The sequence below is a fragment of the Dietzia massiliensis genome (assembly GCF_018390595.1).
Taxonomy (GTDB): Bacteria; Actinomycetota; Actinomycetes; order Mycobacteriales; family Mycobacteriaceae; genus Dietzia; species Dietzia massiliensis.
Genome location: NZ_JAHBAV010000006.1, coordinates 41,648 through 66,368 on the forward strand (window position 1 = coordinate 41,648; position 24,721 = coordinate 66,368).

Genomic DNA, 24,721 nt, shown 5'->3' on the forward strand with positions numbered 1-24,721 from the left:
CTAACCGACGACCGATGAGCGCCTGTCCGACGCCCGCCCTAGAGTGGCCGTGTGAGCACCACGAGCCAGACCACAGACGCCACCACCGCCGCCCCCGCTTCCGCCGCCCAAGGGGAGGGGCCGGCGAGGCTGCTGTTGCTGGACGGGCACTCGCTGGCGTTCCGCGCGTTCTACGCACTGCCGGCGGAGAACTTCTCCACCGCGTCCGGTCAGCACACCAACGCCGTCTACGGCTTCCTGTCGATGGTGGCCAATCTCGTCACCGAGGAGGAGCCCACCCACCTCGCCGTGGCGTTCGACGTCTCACGGGCCACGCTGCACCGCACGGCCGAGTACCCCGAGTACAAGTCGACCCGTTCGGCCGCCCCGGAGGAGTTCAAGGGGCAGATCGAACTCATCCAAGAGGCGCTCGCCGCCCTCGGGGTACGGACGCTCTCGCTCGAGGGGCACGAGGCCGACGACATCATCGCCACGCTCGCGACAGGCGCCGCGCACTCGGACGACGCCCGGATCCTCATCTGTACCGGTGACCGCGACGCGCTGCAGCTCGTCTCCGACGCCGTCACCGTGCTCTACCCGGTCAAGGGCGTCTCGGAGCTCGCGCGCTTCACACCCGAGGCGGTCGAGGCGAAGTACGGCGTCACGCCGGCCCAGTACCCGGACGTCGCCGCGCTGCGCGGCGACAGTTCCGACAACCTGCCGGGGGTGCCGAAGGTCGGCGACAAGACCGCCGCCAAGTGGATCACCCAGTACGGCAGCCTGTCCGAGCTCATCGCGCACGCGGACGAGATCAAGGGCAAAGTGGGGGAGAGCTTCCGCGAACACCTTCCGCAGGTCCAGCTCAACCGCCGGATCACCGAGCTCACCCGGGACCTGGACCTGGGCGTCGAGCTCACCGACCTGGTCCGCTCCACCCCGGAGCGCGGCGATGTCAACGCACTGTTCGACCGGTTGGAATTCGGGCCCCAGGCCCGCGACCGCTTCCTGTCGGCTTTCCTGCCCGAGGGAGCCCCGGAGCCCGCCGCCGAGGTCGAGCTCGAGCAGGCGGCGCTCCTGCACGCCGGCGAGGTCTCGGACTGGCTCGCAGCGCACGCGCCGGCCGGGCAGCGGCACGGCCTCGTCGTCGTCGGCCCCTCCCGGCCCGGTGCCGGTGACGCACAGACCGTCACCATCGCCGCCGCGGGCGGCGCCTCCGCCCACCTGGATCTCGCGGCGATCGGACCCGACGACGAGCAGGCCCTCCAGGGCTGGCTCGGGGACGACGCCGTCCACAAGGCGGTCCACGACGCCAAGGCCGCCACCCACGCGCTGATGGGGCGCGACCTACGTCTCGGCGGCGTCACGATGGACGTCGCACTGGCGGCGTACCTCGTGCGCCCGGGGCAGCGCAGCTACGGACTCGCCGAACTCTTCCAACGCCACCTGCGCCGCGAACTCCCGGAGGCGGAGGCGGCGGAGAAGCAGCTGTCGCTCCTCGACGAGGTCGACGACGCCGAGGCCGCCCAGAGGGCCGCCGACGCCGCCGCGACCCGCGCCCGCGCGGTGGTCGACCTCGCCGAGCGCCTGGACGTGGAGCTGGAGCAGGTGCACGGCGCAACCCTCATGGCGGAGATGGAGCTTCCTCTCGTGCCGGTGCTCGCTCGGATGGAGTCCATCGGCATCGCGGTCGACGCCTCCGCGCTGGACGGACTGCGCGACGACTTCGCCGACCGTGGCCGGCAGGCGGCCGAGGCCGCGTACGCCGCGATCGGGGGCGAGCAGATCAACCTCGGTTCGCCCAAGCAGCTCCAGGTGGTCCTGTTCGAGACGCTCGGGATGCCCAAGACCAAGAAGACCAAGACCGGGTACACCACCGACGCCAAGGCGCTGGAGGAGCTGCTCGCCAAGGAGACGGGCGACACCCCGGGGCGGGCCTTCCTCGAGGCGCTGCTCCTGCACCGTGAGACGACGAAGATGCGCACGACCGTCGAGGGGCTGATCAAGACCATCGGCGACGACCGACGCATCCACACCACCTTCAACCAGACCGTCGCCGCCACCGGCCGCCTGTCCTCCACCGACCCCAACCTGCAGAACATCCCCGTCCGCACCGAGGACGGCCGGCGCATCCGCGGCTCGTTCGTCGTGGGTGAGGGGTACGACTGCCTGCTCACCGCCGACTACAGCCAGATCGAGATGCGCGTCATGGCGCACCTGTCCGGCGACGCCGGCCTCATCGAGGCCTTCCGCACCGGCGAGGACCTGCACTCGTTCGTGGGGTCCCGGGCGTTCGGCGTGCCGATCGACCAGGTCACCCCGGAGCTGAGGCGTCGCGTCAAGGCCATGAGCTACGGCCTCGCCTACGGGCTCAGCGCCTTCGGCCTCGCCGCCCAGCTCGGTATCAGCCAGGGCGAGGCGCGCGAGCAGATGGAGGCGTACTTCTCCCGCTTCGGCGGGGTCCGCGACTACCTCCAGGCGGTCGTCGAGCAGGCCCGGAAGGACGGGTACACCGAAACACTCTTCGGCCGTCGGCGCTATCTTCCCGAGCTCAACTCGGACAACCGGCTCAAGCGCGAGAACGCCGAACGTGCGGCCCTCAACGCGCCGATCCAGGGGACCGCCGCGGACATCATCAAGGCCGCGATGCTCAAGGTCGACGCCGACCTCACCGCACGGGGACTGAAGAGTCGCCTGCTCCTCCAGGTCCACGACGAGCTGGTGCTCGAGGTGGCGCCCGGCGAACTGGACGAGGTCCGTGGCCTGGTGGTGGACCGCATGTACTCCGCGATCGAGTTGGACGTGCCGCTGGACGTGTCGACCGGCACCGGTCCGAACTGGGACTCCGCCGCCCACTGACCGGGCCGGTGCGGGTGGGGGCGACCGGCGCGACGGAACCACGACGCGACAGAGATCACTGGGCCCGAACAGGTCGATTGGTTTTGAGCCGGTCCCCGTATGCCCTAGGTTCATTGCAGATTCGGCTTCCCGACGCCTGAAAGGGCACCCACATGACCCTCACCTCACGGCGCGGCCTGCGTGTTGCCCTTGCCATGACCGCCACCGCAGCCCTCGCCCTGACCGGCTGCACCACCAACACCGAGGGCCCGCAGGATTCCGGGGAGCCCCGCGAGGAGGTGTCGCTGGAGGCCGACGAGTCGATCGCCGCGCTCGTGCCCGCCGAGATCCGCGACAAGGGCGTCATCGTGATCGGCACCAACCCGCCGTACGCCCCCAACGAGTTCAAGGACGAGAACGGCGAGATCGTCGGCTTCGACATCGACGTGATGACCGCCGTCGCCCAGCTCATGGGACTCCGCGCCGAATTCCGCGAGTCGGATTTCGACCGGATCATCCCGGCGATCGAGGGCGGCACCATGGACATGGGCGCCTCGTCCTTCACCGTCAACGACGAGCGCCTCAAGACCGTCGACTTCGTGACCTACTTCGAGGCCGGGATCCAGTGGGCGTCGGCCGCCGGCAACGACGTGGACCCCGACGACGCCTGCGGACTGAGCGTGGCCGTCCAGCAGACCACCGTCTCCGACCAGGAGGACGTGCCCGCTCGGAGCAAGGCCTGCACCGACGCCGGCAAGCCCGCGATCGAGAAGGTCCAGTTCGATTCCCAGGACGAGGCCTCCACGGCCGTTGCGCTGGGCAAGGTCGACGCGATGTCCGCCGATTCGCCGATCACCGCGTACGCCGTCAAGCAGTCCGAGGGCAAGATGCAGCTCGCCGGCGACGTCTTCGACGCGGCCCCATACGGCTGGCCGGTGCGCAAGGGCTCCGAGCTGACCGCGGCCCTCGAGGCCGCCGCCGACAAGCTGATCGAGACCGGCGACTTCGAGAAGATCGCCCAGAACTGGGGCGTCGAGGACGGCATGATCGACGACGCCGAGATCCGGAAGGGCTGAGGGAACGCCAGGTGAGCACCGCGGAGAGGGGGGCCGGGGCCCCCGCGGCGGACGCCCCGGAACCCATCAAGGCCGTACCGCTACGGCACCCGTGGCGCTGGGTGTCGGCGACGATCGTCCTCGTCCTGGTCTTCCTGTTCGTCTGGGGCGCGGCGACCAACCCGGCCTACGGCTGGGACACGTACGCCCGCTACCTGTTCGACACCAGGTTCGGGATGGCCGTGTTCTACACCATCGCGCTGACCGTGCTGTCGATGACCCTGGCCGTGGTTCTCGGCGTCATCCTCTCGGTCATGAGGATGAGCGCCAACCCGGTGCTCAAGGCCGTGGCGTGGGTCTACCTGTGGATCTTCCGCGGAACCCCTGTCTACGTCCAGCTGCTGTTCTGGGGACTGATCTTCACCATCTACCGACAGGTGCAGTTCGGCATCCCCTTCACCGACATCGACTTCATCCGGTTCGACGACACCATGGTGCTCTACTCGGCCTTCTGGTTGGCCGTGGTGGGCCTGGCGATGAACGAGGCCGCCTACATGGCCGAGATCGTGCGGGCCGGCATCTCGTCGGTGCCGGAAGGTCAGGCGGAGGCGTCCACCGCCCTCGGCATGACGTGGGGGCAGACCATGCGGCGCACGATCCTGCCGCAGGCGATGCGCGTGATCATCCCGCCGACGGGCAACGAGTTCATCTCGATGCTCAAGACCACCTCGCTCGTCGTGGCGATCCCGTTCTCCGGGGAGTTGTACGGTCAGGCGCGCGACATCTCGGGCGTCAACTTCCAGCCGATCCCGCTCCTCCTGGTCGCGGCCACGTGGTACCTCGTCATCACCAGCGTTCTCATGGTGGGGCAGCACTTCCTCGAGAAGAGGTTCTCGCGCGGGGCGACCCGCCAGCTCACCGGCAAGCAACTGCGCGCGCTCGCCGACGCGGACGGTCTCACGCCGTCCTCCCTCGCCGCGGCCGAGGCCGCCGACCCGTCCGGAGGTAGGCGATGACGCCGATGGTCAAGGCCGACCAGGTGGTCAAGAACTTCGGTTCCCTGAAGGTGCTCAAGGGGATCTCCCTGGAGGTGGCTGCGGGTGAGGTCCTCTGCCTGGTGGGACCCTCCGGTTCGGGGAAGTCCACCTTTCTGCGCTGCATCAACCACCTCGAGAAGGTCGACGCCGGTCGGCTCTACGTGGACGGCGACCTGGTGGGCTACCGCGAGAAGGGCGACAAGCTCTACGAGATTTCGCCCGCGGAGGCGGCCCGCCAGCGCCGCGACATCGGGATGGTCTTCCAGCACTTCAACCTGTTCCTGCACCGCACCGCGCTCGAGAACGTCATCGAGGCACCGATGCTGGTGAAGGGACAGTCGCGGGCGGAGGCCACCGAGCGTGCCCGCGAACTGCTCGACATGGTCGGGCTCGGCGCCAAGGCCGACGCCTACCCGGCGCAGCTGTCCGGTGGGCAGCAGCAGCGCGTCGCGATCGCCCGTGCGCTCGCGATGGACCCCAAGCTCATGCTCTTCGACGAGCCCACCTCGGCGCTCGACCCGGAGCTCGTGGGTGAGGTGCTCGGCGTGATGCGGGAGCTCGCCGATGCGGGGATGACCATGGTCGTGGTGACCCACGAGATGGGTTTCGCGCGTGAGGTCGCCGACACCGTGGCGTTCATGGACAACGGCGTCGTCGTGGAAGCCGGCAAGCCCGCCGACGTGCTCGCCAGGCCGACTCACCAGCGCACCAAGGACTTCCTGTCGAAGATCCTCTGAGCGCACGCGCCGAGCGCCGGCCGGGATGACCCCGGCCGGCGGGTGTCACGGCAGGGAGGCCACGAAGATCGCGGTGCCGGGGAAGATCCCGCCCCGCAGCGGGCTCCACTGCCCCCATTCCCGGTCGAGCCACTCCGGCCACTCCGGCTCGATGAGGTCCTGAACCACGAACCCGGCGGCGACCAGTTCGCGGATCCTGTCACCCACCGTCCTGTGGTGTTCGACGTAGGACAGCTCGCCGTCGTCGTCGTACTCGGTGTACGGCGAGCGGTCGAAGTACGGGAACACCGCCTGCAGCCCGTCAGGGCCCGGGTCGTCGCGGAAGATCCACCGCATCGGGTGGTTGACCGAGAACACGAACCGGCCACCCGGGCGCAGCACCCGCGCCGCCTCCGCCATCACGCCCGCCGAGTCCGCCACGAAGGGGATCGCGCCGAACGCGGAGAACGCCACGTCGAAGCTCGCGTCGGCGAAGGGGAGCCGCCCGGCGTCGGCCTGGATCAGCGGCACGGAGGCCGCCGGTCCGGACGAGCGGCTCGCCGCCTCCGCGCCCACCCGGAGCATGCCCGCCGACAGGTCCACGGCCACGGCGCGGGCACCCTGCCCGGCGATCCACCGCGCGCACGGCGCGGAACCGCTGCCGATCTCCAGCATGTCGCGGCCCGCCACGTCGCCGAGCAGGTGCCAGTCGCCCTCGTGCAGGCCCTCGGGGCACCAGATGAACTCGCCGTCGGGGGAGTGCGCGCCGAGGAAGTCGCCGTGTTCCTCGTGGTAGTCCGAGGCCTCCGAGTCCCACCACGAGCGCGAGGCTCGGACCGACTCTCCATGTCCGGGGGGGTTTGTGGACGTCACGGCAGAAGCGTACAGTTGACGGTCGCGTGCGTACGCGTTCGCGTTCAGTCCGTCCACCTACGATTCCTATCCACCTCGGAGCACCCCACCCTATGACCACCAACACCACGTCCCCGCAGGTAGCCGTCAACGACATCGGCTCCGCTGAGGACTTCCTCGCCGCCATCGACGCCACGATCAAGTACTTCAACGATGGTGACATCGTCGAGGGCACGATCGTCAAGGTCGATCGCGACGAGGTCCTGCTCGACATCGGCTACAAGACCGAGGGCGTCATCCCCTCGCGCGAACTCTCGATCAAGCACGATGTCGACCCGGGTGAGGTCGTCGAGGTGGGCGACGAGGTCGAGGCCCTGGTTCTCACCAAGGAGGACAAGGACGGCCGTCTGATCCTGTCCAAGAAGCGCGCCCAGTACGAGCGCGCCTGGGGCACCATCGAGGAGCTCAAGGAGAAGGACGAGGCCGTCAAGGGCACCGTCATCGAGGTCGTCAAGGGCGGCCTGATCCTCGACATCGGCCTTCGTGGCTTCCTCCCCGCCTCGCTGGTGGAGATGCGTCGCGTCCGCGACCTGCTGCCCTACGTGGGCCAGGAGCTCGAGGCCAAGATCATCGAGCTGGACAAGAACCGCAACAACGTCGTGCTCTCGCGTCGCGCGTGGCTGGAGCAGACCCAGTCCGCCGTGCGTTCCGAGTTCCTGCACCAGCTGCAGAAGGGCCAGGTCCGCAAGGGTGTCGTGTCCTCGATCGTCAACTTCGGTGCGTTCGTCGACCTCGGCGGCGTCGACGGTCTGGTCCACGTCTCCGAGCTGTCCTGGAAGCACATCGATCACCCGTCCGAGGTCGTCGAGGTGGGCCAGGAGGTCACCGTCGAGGTGCTCGACGTCGACCTGGACCGCGAGCGCGTCTCCCTGTCGCTGAAGGCCACCCAGGAGGATCCGTGGCGGCACTTCGCCCGGACCCACGCGATCGGCCAGATCGTCCCGGGCAAGGTCACCAAGCTCGTCCCGTTCGGTGCGTTCGTGCGCGTCGAGGAGGGCATCGAGGGCCTGGTCCACATCTCCGAGCTGGCCGAGCGCCACGTCGAGGTCCCCGACCAGGTTGTCTCCGTGGGCGACGACGCCATGGTCAAGGTCATCGACATCGACCTCGACCGTCGTCGTATCTCCTTGTCGCTCAAGCAGGCCGACGAGGACTACACGGAGGAGTTCGACCCGTCGAAGTACGGCATGGCCGACAGCTACGACGAGGCCGGCAACTACATCTTCCCCGAGGGCTTCGATCCCGAGACCAACGAGTGGCTCGAGGGCTTCGAGAAGCAGCGCGAGGAGTGGGAGAACCGCTACGCGGAGGCCGAGCGTCGCCACAAGATGCACACGGCCCAGATCGAGAAGGGTCGCGTCGCCGCTGCGGAGGCCGCCGAGGCCGCGCCGACCAACTACTCGTCGGAGTCCGCCCCGTCCTCGCGTCCGGCTGCCGACGCCGGCACCTCCGAGACCACCGGCGGTTCGCTGGCCTCGGACGAGCAGCTGGCCGCCCTGCGCGCCAAGCTCGCCGGCGGAGAGTGATCGTCGCAGCCTGACGGCGCCCCGGGCGCCCGAGAGCATCGGCCACGGCCCCGGAGGGTCGCCCACTACGGTGGGTACCCTCCGGGGCCGCGGTCTATTTCGCGCGCCCGGAGCCGCGCACCCCGGAGCCGCCCGCCCGGATTCGCCCGCCCGGACGGGCGGCCGGACGGTCACCTAGACTCCAGACCATGCTGATGGTGGGTCTGACCGGTGGGATCGGCGCCGGCAAGTCAACGGTGACGGCGGTACTCGCGGACGCGGGAGCGGTGGTCGTGGACGCCGACCGCATCGCGCGCGAGGTCGTCGAACCCGGCAGTCCCGGGCTGGCGATGCTCGTCGCCGAGTTCGGCGAGGACATCCTCGGACCCGACGGTGCGCTCGACCGCGCCGCCCTCGCCGCCAAGGCGTTCGTCGACGACGAGCGCACGGCCGCACTCAACGCCATCACCCACCCGCTCATCGCGGAGCGGACCGCCGCGCTCTACAACTCGGCCCCCGCGGACGCGATCGTGGTGCACGACATGCCGCTGCTCGTCGAGGGCGGGATGGCCCCCGGATACCACCTCGTGATCGTGGTCGACACCCCGGCCGAGATCCGGCTCCAGCGGCTCGTGGAGCAGCGCGGGATGCCGGAGGAGGACGCCCGAGCCCGGATGGCCAGGCAGGCGACCGACGAGGCCAGGCGGGCCGTGGCCGACGTCCTGATCGACAACTCCGGCGACCGGCAGACCACCATCGATCTGACCAACGCTCTCATCGAGCTCAGGCTCAGCCCGTTCGAGCACAATCTACGGACCGGTACGCCGGTCGTCGGGGACCGTACCGTCGTCCCGTTCCGTCCCGAGTGGGCCGGCGAGGCCGAGCGGGCGTGCGCGCGGCTCCGCCACGTGGTGGGCGAGCTCGCCACGCGCATCGACCACGTCGGGCCGACGGCGGTCGACGGACTCGACGCGCCAGATGTCATCGATCTGCAGGTCACGGTGCGCGATGCGCCGGCGGTCGAGTCGGCGCTCGCCAAGCTCACCGGCGCGGGTTACGTCCGCGACCGTTCCAGCGAGCGGCCGTTGTTGCACTGGTGCGACCCCGCGCGCCCACTGGAGGTGTCCGTGGTCGCCGAGGACGACCCTGAGCACGAGTTCGCGCTGTTGATGGCAGAAGTGATCGGTGCCGATCCCGGTGCCCGCGCCGAGTACTCGGAGATCCTGCGCCGGGCGAACCGCGAGGAGACGCGTCGCTTCGAGCGCACGTTGTGCGAGGCCTCGCGCCGCGGTCGCTAGGCCGCCGGCGCGAGGCCGCGAGGCGGAGAGGTCATTCGCCGGGGACGATCCCGTCCACGAGCTCGGAGACCGGCACGCGGCGGACGACTTCGGTCTCCAGCGGTCCGGGGGCCACGCCGCGCGCTGAGCGGGAGCGGTCCGGGAACACCTCCGGTAACCGGGTGCGTACGAGGAAGACGTTGTACGCGTTCCAGGTGGTGACGAGGTAGTACAGGTCCTCACCCTGCGCCCAGGGGTGCATGAAGGCCCCGTAGACGCCGGGGAGCATCGAATAGTCCACCAGCGTGGTCGGGGTGCTCCACGGCCCCTCGGGGCGGTCGGCGGTGCGCAGGACCACCGAGTTGTACCCCTGGGAGTACATGGCCGTGTACTTACCGAGATGCTCGTTCCACATGGTGGAGATCTCGCTGGCCGGGGCGGGCAGGACGCGTCGAGCCTCGCGGATATCGGGCACCCACTCCGCGCCGTCCCAGTATTCGTAGGCGCCGGGGTCGAGCACGCCCGCGGTCGGCGGGGCGCCGGGGGCGTCGAGGTCGTCGGCGGCCGGGGAGCCGTCGAGGGGGACCCGGGCGACGATCGCGCCGCCCTGGCGTCCGGAGGGCGTGAGGTACTCGTAGAGGTGATCGTCGGTGGTGAGGAAGGAACTCATCTGCGCTCCGCGCCACGCGGCGTCGACACCGGGCGACCCGGCGCCCGTGGGGACGGTGTCGGTGATCGGCCGGGCCATCGAGGGCACGACGGTCCAGTTCTCGCCGTCGTCGACGGAGTAGGCCAGTCCGGAGTAGTTGGTGGTCCACGACCCCGGTTGGCCCCAGTGCGCCACGGACATGAACCGCAGGTACTGGACGCCGTTCACGGCGATGCCCGCGGTGGGGATAATGGTCACCTCACCGGGCAGCCCCGAGCGGGGCACGATGGACTTGGCGAGTCCGTCGGTGCCCATGGCGGCGGAGTCGATGGTGAGGCCGTCGGTGAGGTCGGTGTCCGCCGATCGGAACAGGACGTTCGACCGCCATTGGGTCCCGGGGACGGTGCAGTCGCCCATCGTGTCGCCGAACGCCATGAGCACGCGGGGCTCGTCGGGATCGCCGTTGTCCCACATGATGCCGAGGTCGGTACCGCCCACGCCGAAGCGGCTGATGGACTCGGAGGGGCTGGTGGGCCCGGTGACGAGTTGCTCGAACCGGGTGGGGCCGCGCAGGACGGGCACCGTGCCCTCCTCGCCGGTGATCCACGGCGGCATCCCGTAGACCGAGCCGACCAGCGGATCGAGGGAGCCGGACAGTCCGTTGCCGAGCGACCCGGTCTCCAGCTCGCGGACGAGCGAGCCCGAGCGGTCGGCCGAGCCGAGCGCGCGCGAGGCGGAGCCGATCGATCCGGAATCGCCGGACGATCCGAGGGAACCGAGGGACCCGGTGGCCATCCCGGCGCCGGTGCGGTGTTCGAGCAGGGAGCCGAAGTTGCCGAACATCTCGCTGCACGGGCCCGCGGAGGCGGTTCCGACACCGAGGGTGCCGATGGCGGTGACCGAGGCGGCGAGCGTGACGGACGCGGCGGTGAGGGCCCCGGCCAGGCGGGGGAGGGAGCGTGCCACGTCAGACTCCCGGGAGGTCGCGGCGCTCGACGAGCACGGTCTCACCGGTCTCGGCGGGGTCCGGGGTGTTGCGGGTCCAGCTGTCGTCGGTCGTGCGCATCCTGGCGTTGGAGTTCGGGAAGGTCCGCGGCGCGATGTCGGTGAGGTCCGTGTGCATGAGGAAGACGTTGTAGGCGTCCCAGGTGGACATCGTGTAGTAGAGGTCCTCGCCGTCGGTCTCGACGGCGGGGCTCCACGGGTGCACGAAGGCACCGTAGAGGGTGGGGACCTGGCTGTACGAGACGAGGATGTCCTCGCCCGACCACGGGCCCCACGGGTTCTCGGCCTGCGCCATGACGATGTTGTTCTGGCGGTTGTTGTACAGCGCGATGAAGCGGTCCAGGTGTTCGCTGTAGGTGACGGACAGCTCGCTCACGGTGGTGTTGATGGTCGGCGCTCCCAGGACCGGGCGGGCGTCCCGGTGCTCCCGGGACCAGCCGGCGCCGGTCCAGTACTCGTAGGCGTCCATGTCCTCGATATCGGCCTCGGGCACCCGGGCGAGGCGCGCGGAACCGCTGCGGCCCGACGGCGTGAGGTACTCGTAGAGGAATCCCTCGTGCTTGAGGAAGGCGCTCATCTGGCCGTCGGTGTGGCGGGTGAACTCCTCGCCGAGCTCGGCGGGCAGGGGCATCGGCGCGGTGCCGCGGCGGGCGGTGCCGGAGACTGGCTGCCAGTTCTCGCCGTTGTCGGCCGAGCGGGCGAGCGCGGAGTAGTTGGTGGTCCACTCGCCGGGCGCGCCCCAGTGCTCCACGGACATGTACCGCAGGTACTGGACGCCGCCCACCTCGACGCCGGCGGTCGGGATCACGGTGGTCTCTCCGGGCATGTTCGACCGGGGGAGGATCGACTTGGCCATGCCGTCCCGCTCCATGGGCGCGTTCTTGATGCGCATGCCGTCGTGCAGCGTGCGGTCGCGCGAGCGGAAGAGGATGTTGCTGCGCCACTGGTCGCCCGGCACGGAGCAGTCGCCCATGGTGTCGCCGAGGGCCATGTGCACCTGGTCCTCGCCGCCCGCGCCGCCGTTCTCCCACATGATCCCGAGGTCGGTGCCCCAGATGCCGAACCGCTCGACCGTGTCGTTGGGGCTGGTCGGCCCGGTGAGGAGCTCGACGGTGGTGGTGCGGCCCTCGAGCACCGGGATGTATCCCGAGTCGCCGTTGTGCCACGGTGTCGCCGGGCGCCCCGGTGCGCCGATCGAGCCGCCGGAGGAGCCGCCGAGGGACCCGCTCCCGCCGCCGACGCCGGCGGGGGGCCACGGGTCACACGGCGCGGCGGAGGCGACGGGTGCGAGGAGGGAGAGCGCCCCGGCCGCGAGCGATGCGGTGGTCACCGCGGCCAGGGACCGGACGCCCCGGTGGCGGGGACGGCGAGCAGGGGTACGACGACGAGGGGGGCTCCAGGCCACGGTGTTCTCCAGACGACACGACGAGAGGTGAGGAAGAGTCAAGAGTACGGTAGTTGTCGCCTGGGACATCGGTCGGGAGATCGCCGGTGGGCGGGGGTGGACGAGTGCTCGTACGCTGGTGGCATGGCATTCGCGACCGAGATCCCCGACGACGGGATCCCCGCCGACCCGACCGTCCTCTCGTACTCGGAATTCCGCCCGATCGGCGACGTCGAACGCAGCACCAACCGCTTCGAGGTGGTCAGCGAGTTCACGCCGTCGGGCGACCAGCCGACCGCGATAGCCGAGTTGAGCGAACGGCTCGCCCGGGGGGAGCGCGACGTCGTGCTGCTCGGCGCGACCGGCACCGGCAAGTCCGCGACCACGGCGTGGCTCATCGAGAAGGTGCAGCGTCCCACGCTGGTGATGGCGCCCAACAAGACGCTCGCGGCGCAGCTGGCGAACGAACTGCGCGAGATGCTGCCCAACAACGCGGTCGAGTACTTCGTGTCGTACTACGACTACTACCAACCGGAGGCGTACATCGCGCAGACGGACACCTTCATCGAGAAGGACTCGTCGATCAACGACGACGTCGAGCGGCTACGCCACTCCGCGACGTCCTCGCTGCTGTCCCGGCGGGACGTGGTGGTGGTCAGTTCCGTCTCGTGCATCTACGGCCTCGGCACCCCCCAGTCGTACCTCGACCGGTCCGTGTCCCTGGCGGTCGGGCAGGAGGTCGACCGCGACCAGCTGCTCCGCCTGCTGGTGGACGTCCAGTACGAGCGCAACGACGTGTCGATGACCCGGGGCACCTTCCGCGCCAAGGGCGACACGGTCGACATCATCCCCACCTACGAGGAGCTCGCGGTCCGCATCGAGTTCTTCGGTGACGAGGTCGACGCGCTGTACTACATCCATCCGCTGACCGGCGACGTGGTCCGCCGGGTCGACGAGGTGCGCATCTTCCCGGCCACCCACTACGTCGCGGGGCCGGAGCGGATGGCCAAGGCGATCGCGTCGATCGAGGAGGAGCTGGAGGTCCGGCTCGCCGAGCTGGAGAACCAGGGAAAGCTGCTCGAGGCCCAGCGGCTGCGCATGCGGACGTCCTACGACATCGAGATGATGCAGCAGGTGGGGTTCTGCTCGGGCATCGAGAACTACTCCCGTCACATCGACGGCCGGCCCGCGGGTAGTGCGCCGGCGACCCTCATCGACTACTTCCCCGAGGACTTCCTCACGGTCATTGACGAGTCCCATGTGACCGTTCCACAGATCGGCGCGATGTACGAGGGCGACGCCTCCCGGAAGCGCAATCTCGTCGACTTCGGCTTCCGTCTGCCGTCCGCCCTGGACAACCGGCCGCTGACGTGGGAGGAGTTCTCCGACCGGGTGGGGCAGACCGTGTACCTCTCCGCGACGCCGGGCCCGTACGAGATGGGCCGCACGGGCGGTGAGTTCGTCGAGCAGGTGATCCGGCCGACCGGCCTCGTCGACCCCAAGATCGTGGTCAAGCCCACCAAGGGTCAGATCGACGACCTCATCGGGGAGATCCGCGCGCGGGCCGAGCGCGACGAGCGCGTACTGGTGACCACGCTGACCAAGAAGATGTCCGAGGACCTCACGGACTACCTGCTCGAGCTCGGCGTGCGGGTACGGTACCTGCACTCGGAGATCGACACACTGCAGCGCGTCGAACTCCTGCGGGACCTGCGTCGCGGCGAGTACGACGTGCTGGTGGGCATCAACCTCCTGCGCGAGGGCCTCGACCTGCCCGAGGTGTCCCTGGTGGCGATCCTCGACGCGGACAAGGAGGGGTTCCTCCGGTCGAGCACCTCGCTCATCCAGACGATCGGCCGTGCCGCGCGAAACGTCTCCGGCGAGGTCCACATGTACGCCGACACCATCACCGACTCGATGCGGTACGCGATGGAGGAGACCGAGCGGCGCCGCGAGAAGCAGATCGCCTACAACACCGAACACGGCATCGACCCGCAGCCACTGCGCAAGAAGATCGCCGACATCCTCGACCGGGTCGGTGAGGAGCGCGGTGATTCCGCCGACGGCGCGGATCGTCCGGAACTGCTCGGCGCCCGTGCGGTCGGGGACGCCGCCCGACCACGCAAGGAGCTCGAGAAGCTCATCGAGGAGATGACCGAGCAGATGATGTCCGCCGCCACGGACCTGAGGTTCGAGCTGGCGGGCCGGCTCCGCGACGAGATCGCCGAGCTGCGTAAAGAGCTCAAGGGGATGCGCGAGGCCGGAATCGACTGACCCGGACGGTGCGGCCACGCGCGCCCGGCCCCGAGTGCAGAGCGCGCTTACCGCGCACGGTCGCGCCCGCCTGGGACTACGCTGGGTGCAACGTGTTCCCGAGGAGAGGAAGCAAATGAGCGCCTACACCAAGGTGGTGGTGGGAACCGACGGCTCCGAGTCGTCCTACCGCGCCGTCGATCGCGCCGCCCGACTGGCCGCCGACGCCGGGGCGACGCTCGTGATCGCCTGCGCGTACGTGCCCGCCGACCCCCGGTCGGTCAGCCAGGCCGCAGATCAGCTGGGTGACGACGCCTACCAGATCCGTGGCGACAATCCCGCCGAGGACATCGTCCGGGGCGCCCGCGAGCGCGCTCTCGCCGCCGGGGCCACGCAACTCGAGACGCGCACGGTCCGTGGGGCGCCGGTGGAGTCGTTGATCAAGCTGGCCGACGAGGTGGACGCGGACCTCCTCGTGGTGGGTAACAAAGGGCTGAACTCGCTGACCGGGCGTCTGCTCGGATCCGTGCCCGCCGACGCGGCCCGCCGGGCCACCTGCGACGTGCTCATCGTCCACACCACCTAGGCGCTCGCGCCACGCGGCCGGGCCCGGCGGTCGCCGGGTCCGGCCGCTAGTCGCAGAGGTGGGCCCGGCTCGCGTCGATGAGCGCGCGACCGACCCCGGCCGTGTCCCACTCGTCGTTCTGGGACGCGATCGCGCTGGTGAGGGGGCGGATCCGATCAAGGATCGTCTCGGTGTCCGCGCCGTCGTCGATTCCCCGGCAGATGCCGAGACCGACCTCCAGGGTCGTCTCCGCCGTCATCTCGGTCGGCAACCCGAGCCCGGCCAGGTCGGCGAGGAAGGCCCGCTCCTCCTCGGTGCGCAGGGGCCCACCCGTCCCGGGCCGGGCGTCGACCGAGGTATCCGACGCGACGGTCTCCGGCGAGGCCGCCGTGGTCGTCCCGTCGTCGTCCGATCCGTCCGCCGCGTCGCCACACGCCGCCGCGACGGCCGTCAGCGCGAAGAGCACCGTCGCGGCCAGCACCCGTTCACGGACGCGCCTCATGCGCTGAGCTCCCGGTCTCCGGCGGCCAGGCGGTTCCGGATCCCCGCGAGCAGCGGGCCGAAGCCCCCCGGCTGGACCAGGACGAGCTCCTGGGTGGCGCGGGTGGCGCCGACGTAGAGATCCTGCAGGCCCTGCGGCGAGCGCGCGAGCACACGATCCGGATCCACCACCACGACCACGTCGAACTCCAGCCCCTTGGCCAGCGCCAACGGCAGCACCGAGGTCCCGGGCCTGGCCTCTTCCGCGACCTCGGCCAGGGCGGCGTACCGCGGCGGGGTGCCCTCGTCGTCGTCGTCCGGGACCAGGACGGCCACCGCGCGCTCCGACGGCACCGCGCGGATCTCCTCCGCCACGACCCGCGCGACCTCGTCGGGTCCCGGTTCCAGCCACGCCACCGGACGTCGCCCCGGTCGCACCGGGCGCGGCGAGGCCGCGTCAGGATCGATCTCCGCCAGCAGTAGCTCCGCCACCGCGGAGATCGTCTCGGGCGTCCGGTAGTTCACCGTCAGCTCGGTCAGGACCCACCGGTCGTCGACGTACGGCGACAGGGCGTCGTGCCACGAGTCGATCCCGGCCGGGCTCGACGTCTGGGCCACGTCCCCGACGAGGGTCATCCACCGGTTGGGCGAGCGGCGCATGATGACCCGCCACGCCATGGTGGACAGCTCCTGGGCCTCGTCGACGATCACGTGCCCGAACGCCCACGTCCGATCGGCCCCCGCTCGGTCCGCGACCGTGAGGTCCGAATCGGCGCTGTGGCGGCGGGCCAACGCCTCGGCGTCGACGACGTCGTACGCCATGAGCACCTCGGGATCGAGATCGTCCTCGATGTCCTGGACCGCCGAGCCGGTGAGGATCTCCAGCGCCTCCTCCGCCTGGCGCAACTGCTCCGCCCAGGCGCGGTCGGCCTCGCTACCGTCCGCCGTCGGGTCCTCCCCGAGCAGCTCCGCGAGCTCGTCGAGCAGCGGCACGTCCGCCACCGAGAACGCGGCGCCGTCCCGGCGGAAGAGCGCCTCCTGGTCCTCCGCGACGTAGTCACCCGCCGCCTCGGCGATCCGCTCGCGGCTCGAGAGCAGATCGGCCAGCAACTGCTCCGGCCGCAGGACGGGCCACCACTCGTCGACGATCTCCGCGACCGCGCGGGAAGCCTCCACCTCGCGCCGGAGCTCCGCGCGGTCGTCCGCGTCCAACAGCGGCCGGGCCGGATCCCCGAGATCCCCGACGCCGTCGCCCTCCGGCGACCACGCCTCGTCCTCCGCACGCCCCACCGGATCGGTCAGGGCGGCCACGTACTGCTCGGTGAGCGCGTCGACGATCCGCGTCGCGAACGCCTCCCGCGCCTGGTTGTGGGGGCGTCGGGTCATCCGCGCCCGCCCCCGCGCCGCCCGCACCGTGGCCGGGGCGAGAGTGAGGTCGTGGCCCTCCACGCGCACCACCACATCGGACCGCGGCGCGAGCTGACGCGCCCGCACGGCGGCCTTGAGGATGCCGACCATCTCGCCCGACCCCTTGACCTCCTCACCACGCAGCGTCTCGGGGCCGGTCGCCCGCACGCCCGGATAGAGATCGGCGAGGGTGCGCAGCACGACCCCCGACTCGCCGAGCGACGGCAGCACCCGGGCGATGTAGTCGAGGAAGCGTGCGTTGGGGCCCACGATGAGGACGCCGCTGCGGTCGAGCCGCTGACGGTGGGTGTAGAGAAGATAGGCCGCGCGGTGCAGGGCCACCGCGGTCTTACCCGTGCCCGGCCCGCCCTGGACGACCAGCACGCCCGCGTGGGGATTGCGGATGATCTCGTCCTGCTCGCGCTGGATGGTCGCCACGATGTCCGTCATGTGCCCGGACCGCGCGGTGTCGAGTGCCTCCAACAGGGCCGATTCCCCCACCACGTCGTCGTGGTCCTCCGGCAGCTCGCCGTCCTCCGGCGCCGTCAGATACTCGTCGTGGATACCGATCACCCGACGCCCGATCGTGCGCAGGTGACGACGGCGGTGCGCGCCCTCCGGCCGGGCGGTCGTGGCCAGGTAGAAGGGGCGGCTGTGGTCGGCGCGCCAATCCAACAGCAGTGTGGTGAGGTCCTCGTCGTCGTCCCGCAGCCCCACGCGGCCGATCCGCCGGACCTCCCCGTCACCCATGTCCAGGCGGCCGAAGTACAGGCCCAGGTTGGCCGCGCTGAAGGCCGCGAGTTCCGACGAGTAGAGCCGGGCGAACGACTCCCGCTCCGACCGGGCCTGCGGCGTCCCGCCGGAGGTGCGCAGGACGGCGTCGAGCCGCGCGCGGGTGTCCGCCCGCAACTCCTCGAGGCGGTCGAGGAGACGACCGAGGTGACGCTGCTCCTCGTCGACGGCGTCGTGTCCCGTCACAGGCGCTCCTTCCGGTTGGGGCTGTTCGGGCAGGACGTCCAGGGTACCGGGATCCGCGACGTGCCCTCGGACGGCGATGACCCCGCCCGGGTGCGGGCGGGGTCATCGGGTGACGAGATCGTCCGGGGAGCCGGCCGGCCCGAGTGGCGGTCGGGCCCGCGACGGGTCAGGGATGGATGGCGTCGGCCGCCTTCGCCCGGACCTCGTCGGTCTTCTTCTTGGCCATCAGGGCCGCCTTGCCGGCGTCCTTCTCGAACCGGGCGGTCTTCTTCTTGGCGTCCTTGCCCAGTCGCGCGGACTTCTTCTTGGCCTGCTTCTCCGCGGCCTTCTTCCGCGCCAGTGCGGCGTTGCGGACGTCGTCGGCCTGGTCGGACGCGACACGGGCGGCGGCGTCGGCGCGGCCCCGCACCTCGGCGGCGACCGGCACGGCCGCGTCGCGGACCTGGGCGGCGATCGGAGCGGCCTGATCCCGCGCGGCGGCGGCGCGCCCACGCAGTCGGCCGGCGACCTCGGGAGCCTTCTCGCGGACGACCCCGGCGACGCCGGTCGCCTGCTCACGAACCTGGTCGGCCACCTCGGGGGCCTTCTCACGCACTGTCTCGGCCACCTCCGGTGCCTTGTCCCGGATCGTATCGGCGGCGCCTCGCGCCTGGTCCGCGACGCTGTGGGCGACGCCGGCGATCGCCGCGCCGGCCGCAGCGGACTCGGCCTTCGCGCCGGGCAGCTTGGCGGCGACCGTGTCGCCGGCCTTGCGGGCGCGCCACGCCAGGCCGGGCTGACCGGCGGTGTCGACGGAGGCGAGCAGGAGCGCACCGAGGAGCGCGACGTCCGTGGCCAGCCCCGTGGTCTTGCGGCTGCGCGCGGCCGGGTCGGACTCCATCCAGAACGCGTGTCGGCTGATCGCCGAGGGGGCGTGGGCGGCGGTGAGTGCCAGTGCCGACAGGCGGGGGGCCTTGCCCAGCGCGTACAGCGCGCCCGCGCCGATCTTCACCCCGGCGAGCGCCTTGACGAGCGTCTCGGTGTCCTTGGGCACCGGCGGCACCGACGTGGAGACCTTCTCGTTGACGGCCTGCTCACCCTTCTCCACCAGCGGTGCCGTCTTGTCGACGAGCGGTGCGGCATCGGCGACGTGGGCCTGCGGATTGCGAAGCGTCTCAACGCCGTCGATGACGAACACCGTGGCGAGCATGGGTCGTGCGAGTCGTCGAATCATCGTTCCTCCTGGATAGGTGGGAGTGCGTCACCGAATCTAGTGCGAACTCGCGGCGCGCGCTTCCGGTCGCGGTGGCGGGTCGCCGGTCGGCGGGCGGGTCGGCCGACCGTCACCACCCGCGGTCGCGCCACTCGGCCAGGTGCGGACGCTCGGCGCCGATCGTCGTGTCGTCGCCGTGTCCGGGGTGGACCACCACGTCGTCGTCGAGGACGTCGAAGACCCGGGACTCCAGGTCGTCCATCAGGGTGGTGAAGTCCTCGGGAGATCCGGTCTTGCCGGGCCCGCCGGGGAACAACGAATCGCCCGAGAACAGATGGGTCCCCGCGTCCGTCCGCAGGAGCAGGGCGATGCCGTCGGGCGTGTGGCCGCGCAGTCCGATGACCTCCAGTCGGAGGTCGCCCACCTCGAGTTCGTCCCCGTGGGAGACGTGTCGATCCGTGGGGACGTCGATGCCCGCGGCGTCACCGGGGGAGGCGATGGTGGTCAGGCCGAGCGCCTCGACCGTCTCAGCGAGCCCGATCCAGTGGTCGGCGTGCAGGTGGGTGGTCAGCACCTCCTTGACGCCGGGGGCGCGGTCGCGCAGATGCTCGACGAGCTGCGGCGCGTCGTTGGCGGCGTCGACCAGCAGGACCGCGCCGGTGTCGGTCGACTCGATGACGTAGACGTTGTTGTCCATCTCGCCGACGGAGATCTTGCTCAGTCGCGCGGGACCCACGGTCCAGCGCTCGCCGGTCAAGCGCCCGGAGAGGCGGCCGGAATAACCCTCGGTGAGGGTGATGCGGTCGGGTAGGGACTCGGTGGGATTCGACATAACTGCAGGCTACCGACGTCGGACGCGGCCGGTGGCCGTAAACGTGTCGTACCACGTTGGTACCTTCGTCTGCGGGAACGGTGGCCATGCCCCGGCGTACGGCTTCCGTCACGGATCAGTGGCGGCGCTCCCCACTCGGAAGGAGAACCCATGGTGGACCGTCTGGTCGTCCGCGGCGCACGGGAGCACAACCTCAAGGGCGTGGACATCGACGTGCCCCGCGACTCGCTGATCGTCTTCACGGGGCTGTCCGGCTCCGGCAAGTCGTCGCTGGCGTTCGACACGATCTTCGCGGAGGGTCAGCGTCGGTACGTCGAGTCGCTGTCCTCTTACGCCCGGATGTTCCTCGGTCAGATGGACAAGCCGGATGTCGACTTCATCGAGGGGCTCTCGCCGGCGGTGTCGATCGACCAGAAGTCGACCAACCGCAACCCCCGGTCGACCGTCGGAACCATCACCGAGGTCCACGACTACCTCCGTCTGCTCTACGCGCGCGCCGGGGTGCCGCACTGCCCGACGTGTGGCGAGGTGATCTCGCGGCAGACCCCGCAGCAGATCGTCGACCAGATCCTCGAGGGCGAGGAAGGGGCGCGGTTCCAGGTGCTCGCGCCCGTCGTGCGGACGCGGAAGGGTGAGTTCGTCGACCTCTTCGCGCAGCTCGCCGCCGACGGCTACAGCCGTGTGCGAGTGGACGGTGTCCTGCACTCGCTGTCCGAGCCCCCGACGCTGAAGAAGCAGGAGAAGCACGACATCGAGGTGGTGGTCGACCGGTTGGCGACCAAGCCGTCCTCGCGCCAGCGGCTGACCGACTCGGTCGAGACCGCCCTCGGCCTGGCCGACGGCGTGATCGTGATCGAGTACGTGGACCGCGACGAGTCGGATCCCGCCCGCCACCGGCGGTTCTCGGAGCACATGGCGTGCCCCAACGGCCACCCCATCGCGTTGGACGACATGGAGCCGCGCGCGTTCTCGTTCAACAACCCGTACGGCGCCTGCCCGGTGTGTGACGGCCTAGGAGCGCACCTCGAGGTGGACCCCGACCTCGTGGTCCCCGATCCCGAGCGGTCCCTGGCCGACGGTGCGATCGCGCCCTGGTCGGGTGGCCAGAGCGCGGACTACTTCCAGCAGCTCCTCACCGGCCTGGCCAGCGACATGGGCTTTGATCTGCGGACGCCGTGGCAGGACCTGCCCGCGAAGGTGCGCAAGGCCGTGCTGGGAGGAGCCCCGACCAAGGTCCGGGTCCAGTACCGCAACAGGTTCGGACGGACCCGCACCTATGACGCCAAGTTCGAGGGCGTCATGTCGTTCCTCAAGCGACGCCTCGAACAGACCGAGTCCGAATCGCAGAAGGAGCGCTACCAGGGCTACATGCGCGAGGTGCCCTGCCCGGGCTGCGACGGGACCCGCCTCAAGCCGGAGATCCTCGCCGTCACCCTCGCGGGCCCCGGCGGCCAGGAGCGCTCGATCGCGGACATCAGCCGTATGTCGGTCGAGGACTGCGCGGCCTTCCTCGACGGGCTGGAACTGGACTCGCGGCAGGCGATGATCGCCGGCCGCGTCCTCAAGGAGATCCAGGCCCGGATGGGGTTCCTCCTCGACGTGGGCCTGGACTACCTCTCCCTGGACCGCGTCGCCGGCAGTCTGTCCGGTGGCGAGGCCCAGCGCATCCGCCTGGCCACCCAGATCGGGTCGGGCCTGGCGGGAGTGCTCTACGTGCTCGACGAACCGTCGATCGGCCTGCACCAGCGCGACAACCGCCGCCTCATCGACACCCTCGTCCGTCTCCGCGACCTGGGCAACACCCTGCTCGTGGTCGAGCACGACGAGGACACCATCCGGTCCGCGGACTGGATCGTCGACATCGGCCCGCTGGCCGGGGAGCACGGCGGGCGGGTCGTCCACTCGGGCGACTACGAGGGGTTGCTGGCCAACACGGAGTCGCTCACCGGCGACTACCTGGCCGGCCGTCGCCAGATCGCAGTGCCCGCCAAGCGACGCGAGCCGAGCCCCGACAAGCGGCTCCACGTCCGGGGCGCCCGGGAGAACAATCTCAAGAACGTCGACGTCGTGTTCCCCGCCGGCGTGCTGTGCGCTGTCACCGGGGTATCCGGGTCCGGTAAGTCCACCCTCGTCAACGACATCCTGGCCACGACGCTGGCCAACCAGCTCAACCGGGCGCGTCAGGTCCCCGGCCGGCACTCCCGGATCGACGGCGTCGAGGACTTCGACAAGCTCGTCCAGGTGGACCAGTCGCCGATCGGCCGGACCCCCCGCTCCAACCCGGCCACCTACACCGGCGTCTTCGACAAGATCCGCACCCTGTTCGCGGCGACCACCGAGGCCAAGGTGCGCGGCTACAAGCAGGGCCGGTTCTCGTTCAACGTCAAGGGCGGGCGCTGCGAGGCATGTCAGGGCGACGGCACGCTCAAGATCGAGATGAACTTCCTGCCGGACGTCTACGTGCCGTGCGAGGTGTGCCACGGCGCGCGGTACAACCGCGAGACTCTCGAGGTGCACTACAAGGGCAAGACCATCGCCGAGGTGCTCGACATGCCCATCGAGGAGGCGTGTGAGTTCTTCGAGCCCATCACCTCGATCCACCGCTACCTCAAGACGCTCACCGAGGTCGGGCTCGGCTACGTCCGACTCGGCCAGCCCGCGCCCACCCTCTCGGGCGGCGAGGCCCAGCGCGTGAAGCTCGCGGCGGAGCTGCAGAAGCGTTCCAGCGGACGGACGGTGTACATCCTCGACGAGCCCACCACGGGCCTGCACTTCGAGGACATCACCAAACTCCTGCTGGTGATCCAGGGCCTGGTGGACAAGGGCAACACCGTCATCGTCATCGAGCACAATCTCGACGTCATCAAGAGCGCCGACTGGGTCATCGACATGGGACCCGAGGGTGGTGCCGGCGGCGGGACCGTGGTCGCCGAGGGGACGCCCGAGCAGGTCGCCACCGTCCCGGAGAGCCACACGGGACGGTTCCTCGCGGAGGTGCTGCCCGCGGCGGAGACCTCGACGGGGCAGGGCGCCGACGGAACGGGCGCGGGAGAGAAGCCCTCCGCCTCGACCGCGGCGGCGAAGAACGGGGCGCGCAAGGCCGGGTCGACGAAGACCGGTGCTAAGAAGACCGGAGCGAAGAGCGCGGGCACGAAGAAGGCCGCCCCGACCGCGGCCGAGAAGACCGCCGCCAAGGCGGCTCGCAAGGCGCGCGCCCTGCGCTGATCGCCCGCCGCCGGGCGCACGGCGCGTGACCCACGGGAGCGGTCGGCACCGCGCGGGCGCCGACCGCCGTGGGGGAGAGGTCAGTAGACCGGGCCGGTGAACTTCTCGCCGGGTCCCTCGCCGGGCTCGTCGGGGTACGCGCTGGCCTCGCGGAACGCGCGCTGCAGGCCCTGCAGCCCGTCGCGCACGACGCGGGCCTGCGGCCCGAGGTGTTCGGCCGAGCCGGTCACCAGGCCCGCGAGAGCGGTGATGAGCTTGCGGGCCTCGTCGAGGTCCAGGCGCGGGCTCGAGGTCGGGTCCTCGTCGGACAGCCCCAGCTTCTCGGCCGCGGCACTCATGAGGACGACGATGGAACGGAAGATGATCTCCTGCGCGGAGACGTCCGCCAGATCGACGATCTCGACCTCGCGAGCGTCGAGGTGATCCCCGAGCAGGTTCTCGGTGGCCTGGTCGGCGGATGAAGGCTGGTCGGTGGTCATGCCGTTCACTGTCCCACGGACCGCCCGGGGCCGTGTGCACCGACACCGGTTTGGGGGCACCGGCCGGAACTGGTAGAGTCCATCAGCGACTGTGGGAATCCGCTACGAGGCGGGTTCCGTCGTCCAAGAGGAGCCCGATCTCCCACCATCCGACGCCGCGAGGCAGTTTGATGGTCACCACCCCGACGAGGGGTCCCGCGAGTGATCGCGGACGTGTACTCGTCGACGGGTGAGGAGTGAGAGGCCCCCGGTACACATGCCGTGGGGCCTTCTCGGCTTCGCCGGCCACGGCCGGCGTAGCGTGGGGCGCCTCGAGGGCGGTTGTGCGGCCACGTGAGTGGTCGCGGACGCCAGCACCGTAACTACCGAGGAGGGCCCATCAGCGCCGAAGCACGTATCAACGAACGAATCCGTGTCCCCGAAGTCCGACTCGTCGGCCCCGGGGGCGAGCAGGTGGGGATCGTTCGCGTCGAGGATGCACTTCGTCTGGCCCTGGAGGCCGATCTGGACCTCGTAGAGGTCGCGCCCAACGCACGCCCGCCGGTGTGCAAGATCATGGACTACGGCAAGTTCAAGTACGAGGCGGCGCAGAAAGAGCGCGAGTCGCGGAAGAACCAGCAGCAGACCGTCGTCAAGGAGCAGAAGCTCCGGCCGAAGATCGACACGCATGACTACGAGACCAAGAAGGGGAACGTCGTCCGTTTCCTCGAGAAGGGCTCGAAGGTCAAGGTCACCATCATGTTCCGTGGCCGTGAGCAGTCCCGGCCCGAGCTCGGGTTCCGGCTGCTGCAGCGCCTGGCCGACGACATCACCGAGTACGGATACGTGGAGACCAGCGCCAAGCAGGACGGCCGCAACATGACCATGGTCGTGGCCCCCCACCGCGGCGCCAAGACCCGCGCCAAGGCGCAGGACTCGAAGGTCACCGACCCCGCGTCCGAGTAGGCCCTCCGCGC

The 24,721-nt window shown here is 70.3% G+C and carries 18 protein-coding genes; 10 read left to right on the forward strand and 8 right to left on the reverse strand.

Annotated features, from left to right (window positions below; all coding sequences use genetic code 11):
- The first annotated feature begins 51 nt into the window (after positions 1-51).
- From polA to KHA85_RS02915, 4 genes are all read left to right on the forward strand, one after another.
- Positions 52-2,835 carry a DNA polymerase I gene (gene polA, locus KHA85_RS02900; RefSeq protein ID WP_213184744.1) on the forward strand — a complete coding sequence of 928 codons (2,784 nt, stop codon included), beginning with the start codon at positions 52-54 and terminating at the stop codon, positions 2,833-2,835.
- A 152-nt stretch (positions 2,836-2,987) separates the two neighbouring features.
- Complete coding sequence (locus KHA85_RS02905) at positions 2,988-3,890, forward strand: ABC transporter substrate-binding protein (protein WP_213184745.1); 903 nt, start codon at positions 2,988-2,990, stop codon at positions 3,888-3,890.
- A gap of 11 nt (positions 3,891-3,901) precedes the next feature.
- Positions 3,902-4,885: an amino acid ABC transporter permease gene (locus KHA85_RS02910; RefSeq protein ID WP_007632846.1), complete on the forward strand. Its 984-nt coding sequence runs from the start codon at positions 3,902-3,904 to the stop codon at positions 4,883-4,885.
- Entirely contained in the window at positions 4,882-5,643 is a 762-nt protein-coding gene (locus tag KHA85_RS02915) for an amino acid ABC transporter ATP-binding protein (protein WP_061228777.1), read from the forward strand. Before KHA85_RS02910 ends, KHA85_RS02915 begins: the two co-directional genes overlap by 4 nt.
- Positions 5,644-5,688: 45 nt before the next feature.
- Here the strand turns inward: KHA85_RS02915 and KHA85_RS02920 are convergent, their stop codons facing one another.
- Positions 5,689-6,495, reverse strand: coding sequence for a class I SAM-dependent methyltransferase (locus tag KHA85_RS02920; RefSeq protein ID WP_308936838.1), 807 nt, complete (start codon positions 6,493-6,495; stop codon positions 5,689-5,691).
- A 92-nt stretch (positions 6,496-6,587) separates the two neighbouring features.
- On the opposite strand from KHA85_RS02920, the gene rpsA reads away from it, so the two are divergent.
- Together rpsA and coaE are read left to right on the forward strand one after the other, a co-directional pair.
- Entirely contained in the window at positions 6,588-8,060 is a 1,473-nt protein-coding gene (gene rpsA, locus KHA85_RS02925) for a 30S ribosomal protein S1 (RefSeq protein ID WP_061228776.1), read from the forward strand.
- 188 nt (positions 8,061-8,248) lie between these two features.
- Entirely contained in the window at positions 8,249-9,337 is a 1,089-nt protein-coding gene (gene coaE / locus KHA85_RS02930) for a dephospho-CoA kinase (protein WP_213184747.1), read from the forward strand.
- A 31-nt stretch (positions 9,338-9,368) separates the two neighbouring features.
- On the opposite strand, the gene KHA85_RS02935 is transcribed toward coaE, so the two are convergent.
- Positions 9,369-10,931 (reverse strand): glycoside hydrolase family 183 protein, encoded by a 1,563-nt coding sequence (locus KHA85_RS02935; RefSeq protein ID WP_213184748.1) that lies wholly within the window; start codon positions 10,929-10,931, stop codon positions 9,369-9,371.
- Position 10,932: 1 nt separating this feature from the next.
- Positions 10,933-12,300 (reverse strand): glycoside hydrolase family 183 protein, encoded by a 1,368-nt coding sequence (locus tag KHA85_RS02940; RefSeq protein ID WP_213184749.1) that lies wholly within the window; start codon positions 12,298-12,300, stop codon positions 10,933-10,935.
- A 198-nt stretch (positions 12,301-12,498) separates the two neighbouring features.
- Between KHA85_RS02940 and uvrB the strand changes: the two genes are divergently transcribed.
- Together uvrB and KHA85_RS02950 are read left to right on the forward strand one after the other, a co-directional pair.
- Positions 12,499-14,628, forward strand: coding sequence for an excinuclease ABC subunit UvrB (gene uvrB / locus KHA85_RS02945; RefSeq protein WP_061228806.1), 2,130 nt, complete (start codon positions 12,499-12,501; stop codon positions 14,626-14,628).
- Positions 14,629-14,743: 115 nt separating this feature from the next.
- Entirely contained in the window at positions 14,744-15,193 is a 450-nt protein-coding gene (locus KHA85_RS02950) for a universal stress protein (RefSeq protein ID WP_213184750.1), read from the forward strand.
- A 46-nt stretch (positions 15,194-15,239) separates the two neighbouring features.
- On the opposite strand, the gene KHA85_RS02955 is transcribed toward KHA85_RS02950, so the two are convergent.
- The 4 genes from KHA85_RS02955 to KHA85_RS02970 form a co-directional block, all read right to left on the reverse strand.
- Positions 15,240-15,674: a DUF732 domain-containing protein gene (locus tag KHA85_RS02955; protein ID WP_236885079.1), complete on the reverse strand. Its 435-nt coding sequence runs from the start codon at positions 15,672-15,674 to the stop codon at positions 15,240-15,242.
- Positions 15,671-18,037: a HelD family protein gene (locus KHA85_RS02960; RefSeq protein WP_213184751.1), complete on the reverse strand. Its 2,367-nt coding sequence runs from the start codon at positions 18,035-18,037 to the stop codon at positions 15,671-15,673. The genes KHA85_RS02955 and KHA85_RS02960 overlap by 4 nt, the downstream gene beginning before the upstream one ends.
- A 166-nt stretch (positions 18,038-18,203) precedes the next feature.
- Positions 18,204-19,250 (reverse strand): DoxX family membrane protein, encoded by a 1,047-nt coding sequence (locus tag KHA85_RS02965; protein ID WP_213184752.1) that lies wholly within the window; start codon positions 19,248-19,250, stop codon positions 18,204-18,206.
- A 109-nt stretch (positions 19,251-19,359) separates the two neighbouring features.
- Complete coding sequence (locus KHA85_RS02970; protein ID WP_061228769.1) at positions 19,360-20,061, reverse strand: MBL fold metallo-hydrolase; 702 nt, start codon at positions 20,059-20,061, stop codon at positions 19,360-19,362.
- Positions 20,062-20,211: 150 nt separating this feature from the next.
- Between KHA85_RS02970 and uvrA the strand changes: the two genes are divergently transcribed.
- Positions 20,212-23,286 carry an excinuclease ABC subunit UvrA gene (uvrA, locus tag KHA85_RS02975; RefSeq protein WP_213184753.1) on the forward strand — a complete coding sequence of 1,025 codons (3,075 nt, stop codon included), beginning with the start codon at positions 20,212-20,214 and terminating at the stop codon, positions 23,284-23,286.
- An 80-nt stretch (positions 23,287-23,366) separates the two neighbouring features.
- Here uvrA and KHA85_RS02980 read toward each other — a convergent pair whose 3' ends face one another.
- Positions 23,367-23,765 carry a DUF1844 domain-containing protein gene (locus KHA85_RS02980; RefSeq protein ID WP_007630815.1) on the reverse strand — a complete coding sequence of 133 codons (399 nt, stop codon included), beginning with the start codon at positions 23,763-23,765 and terminating at the stop codon, positions 23,367-23,369.
- 333 nt (positions 23,766-24,098) lie between these two features.
- On the opposite strand from KHA85_RS02980, the gene infC reads away from it, so the two are divergent.
- Complete coding sequence (gene infC / locus KHA85_RS02985; protein ID WP_100086307.1) at positions 24,099-24,710, forward strand: translation initiation factor IF-3; 612 nt, start codon at positions 24,099-24,101, stop codon at positions 24,708-24,710.
- The last annotated feature ends 11 nt before the right edge of the window (positions 24,711-24,721 follow it).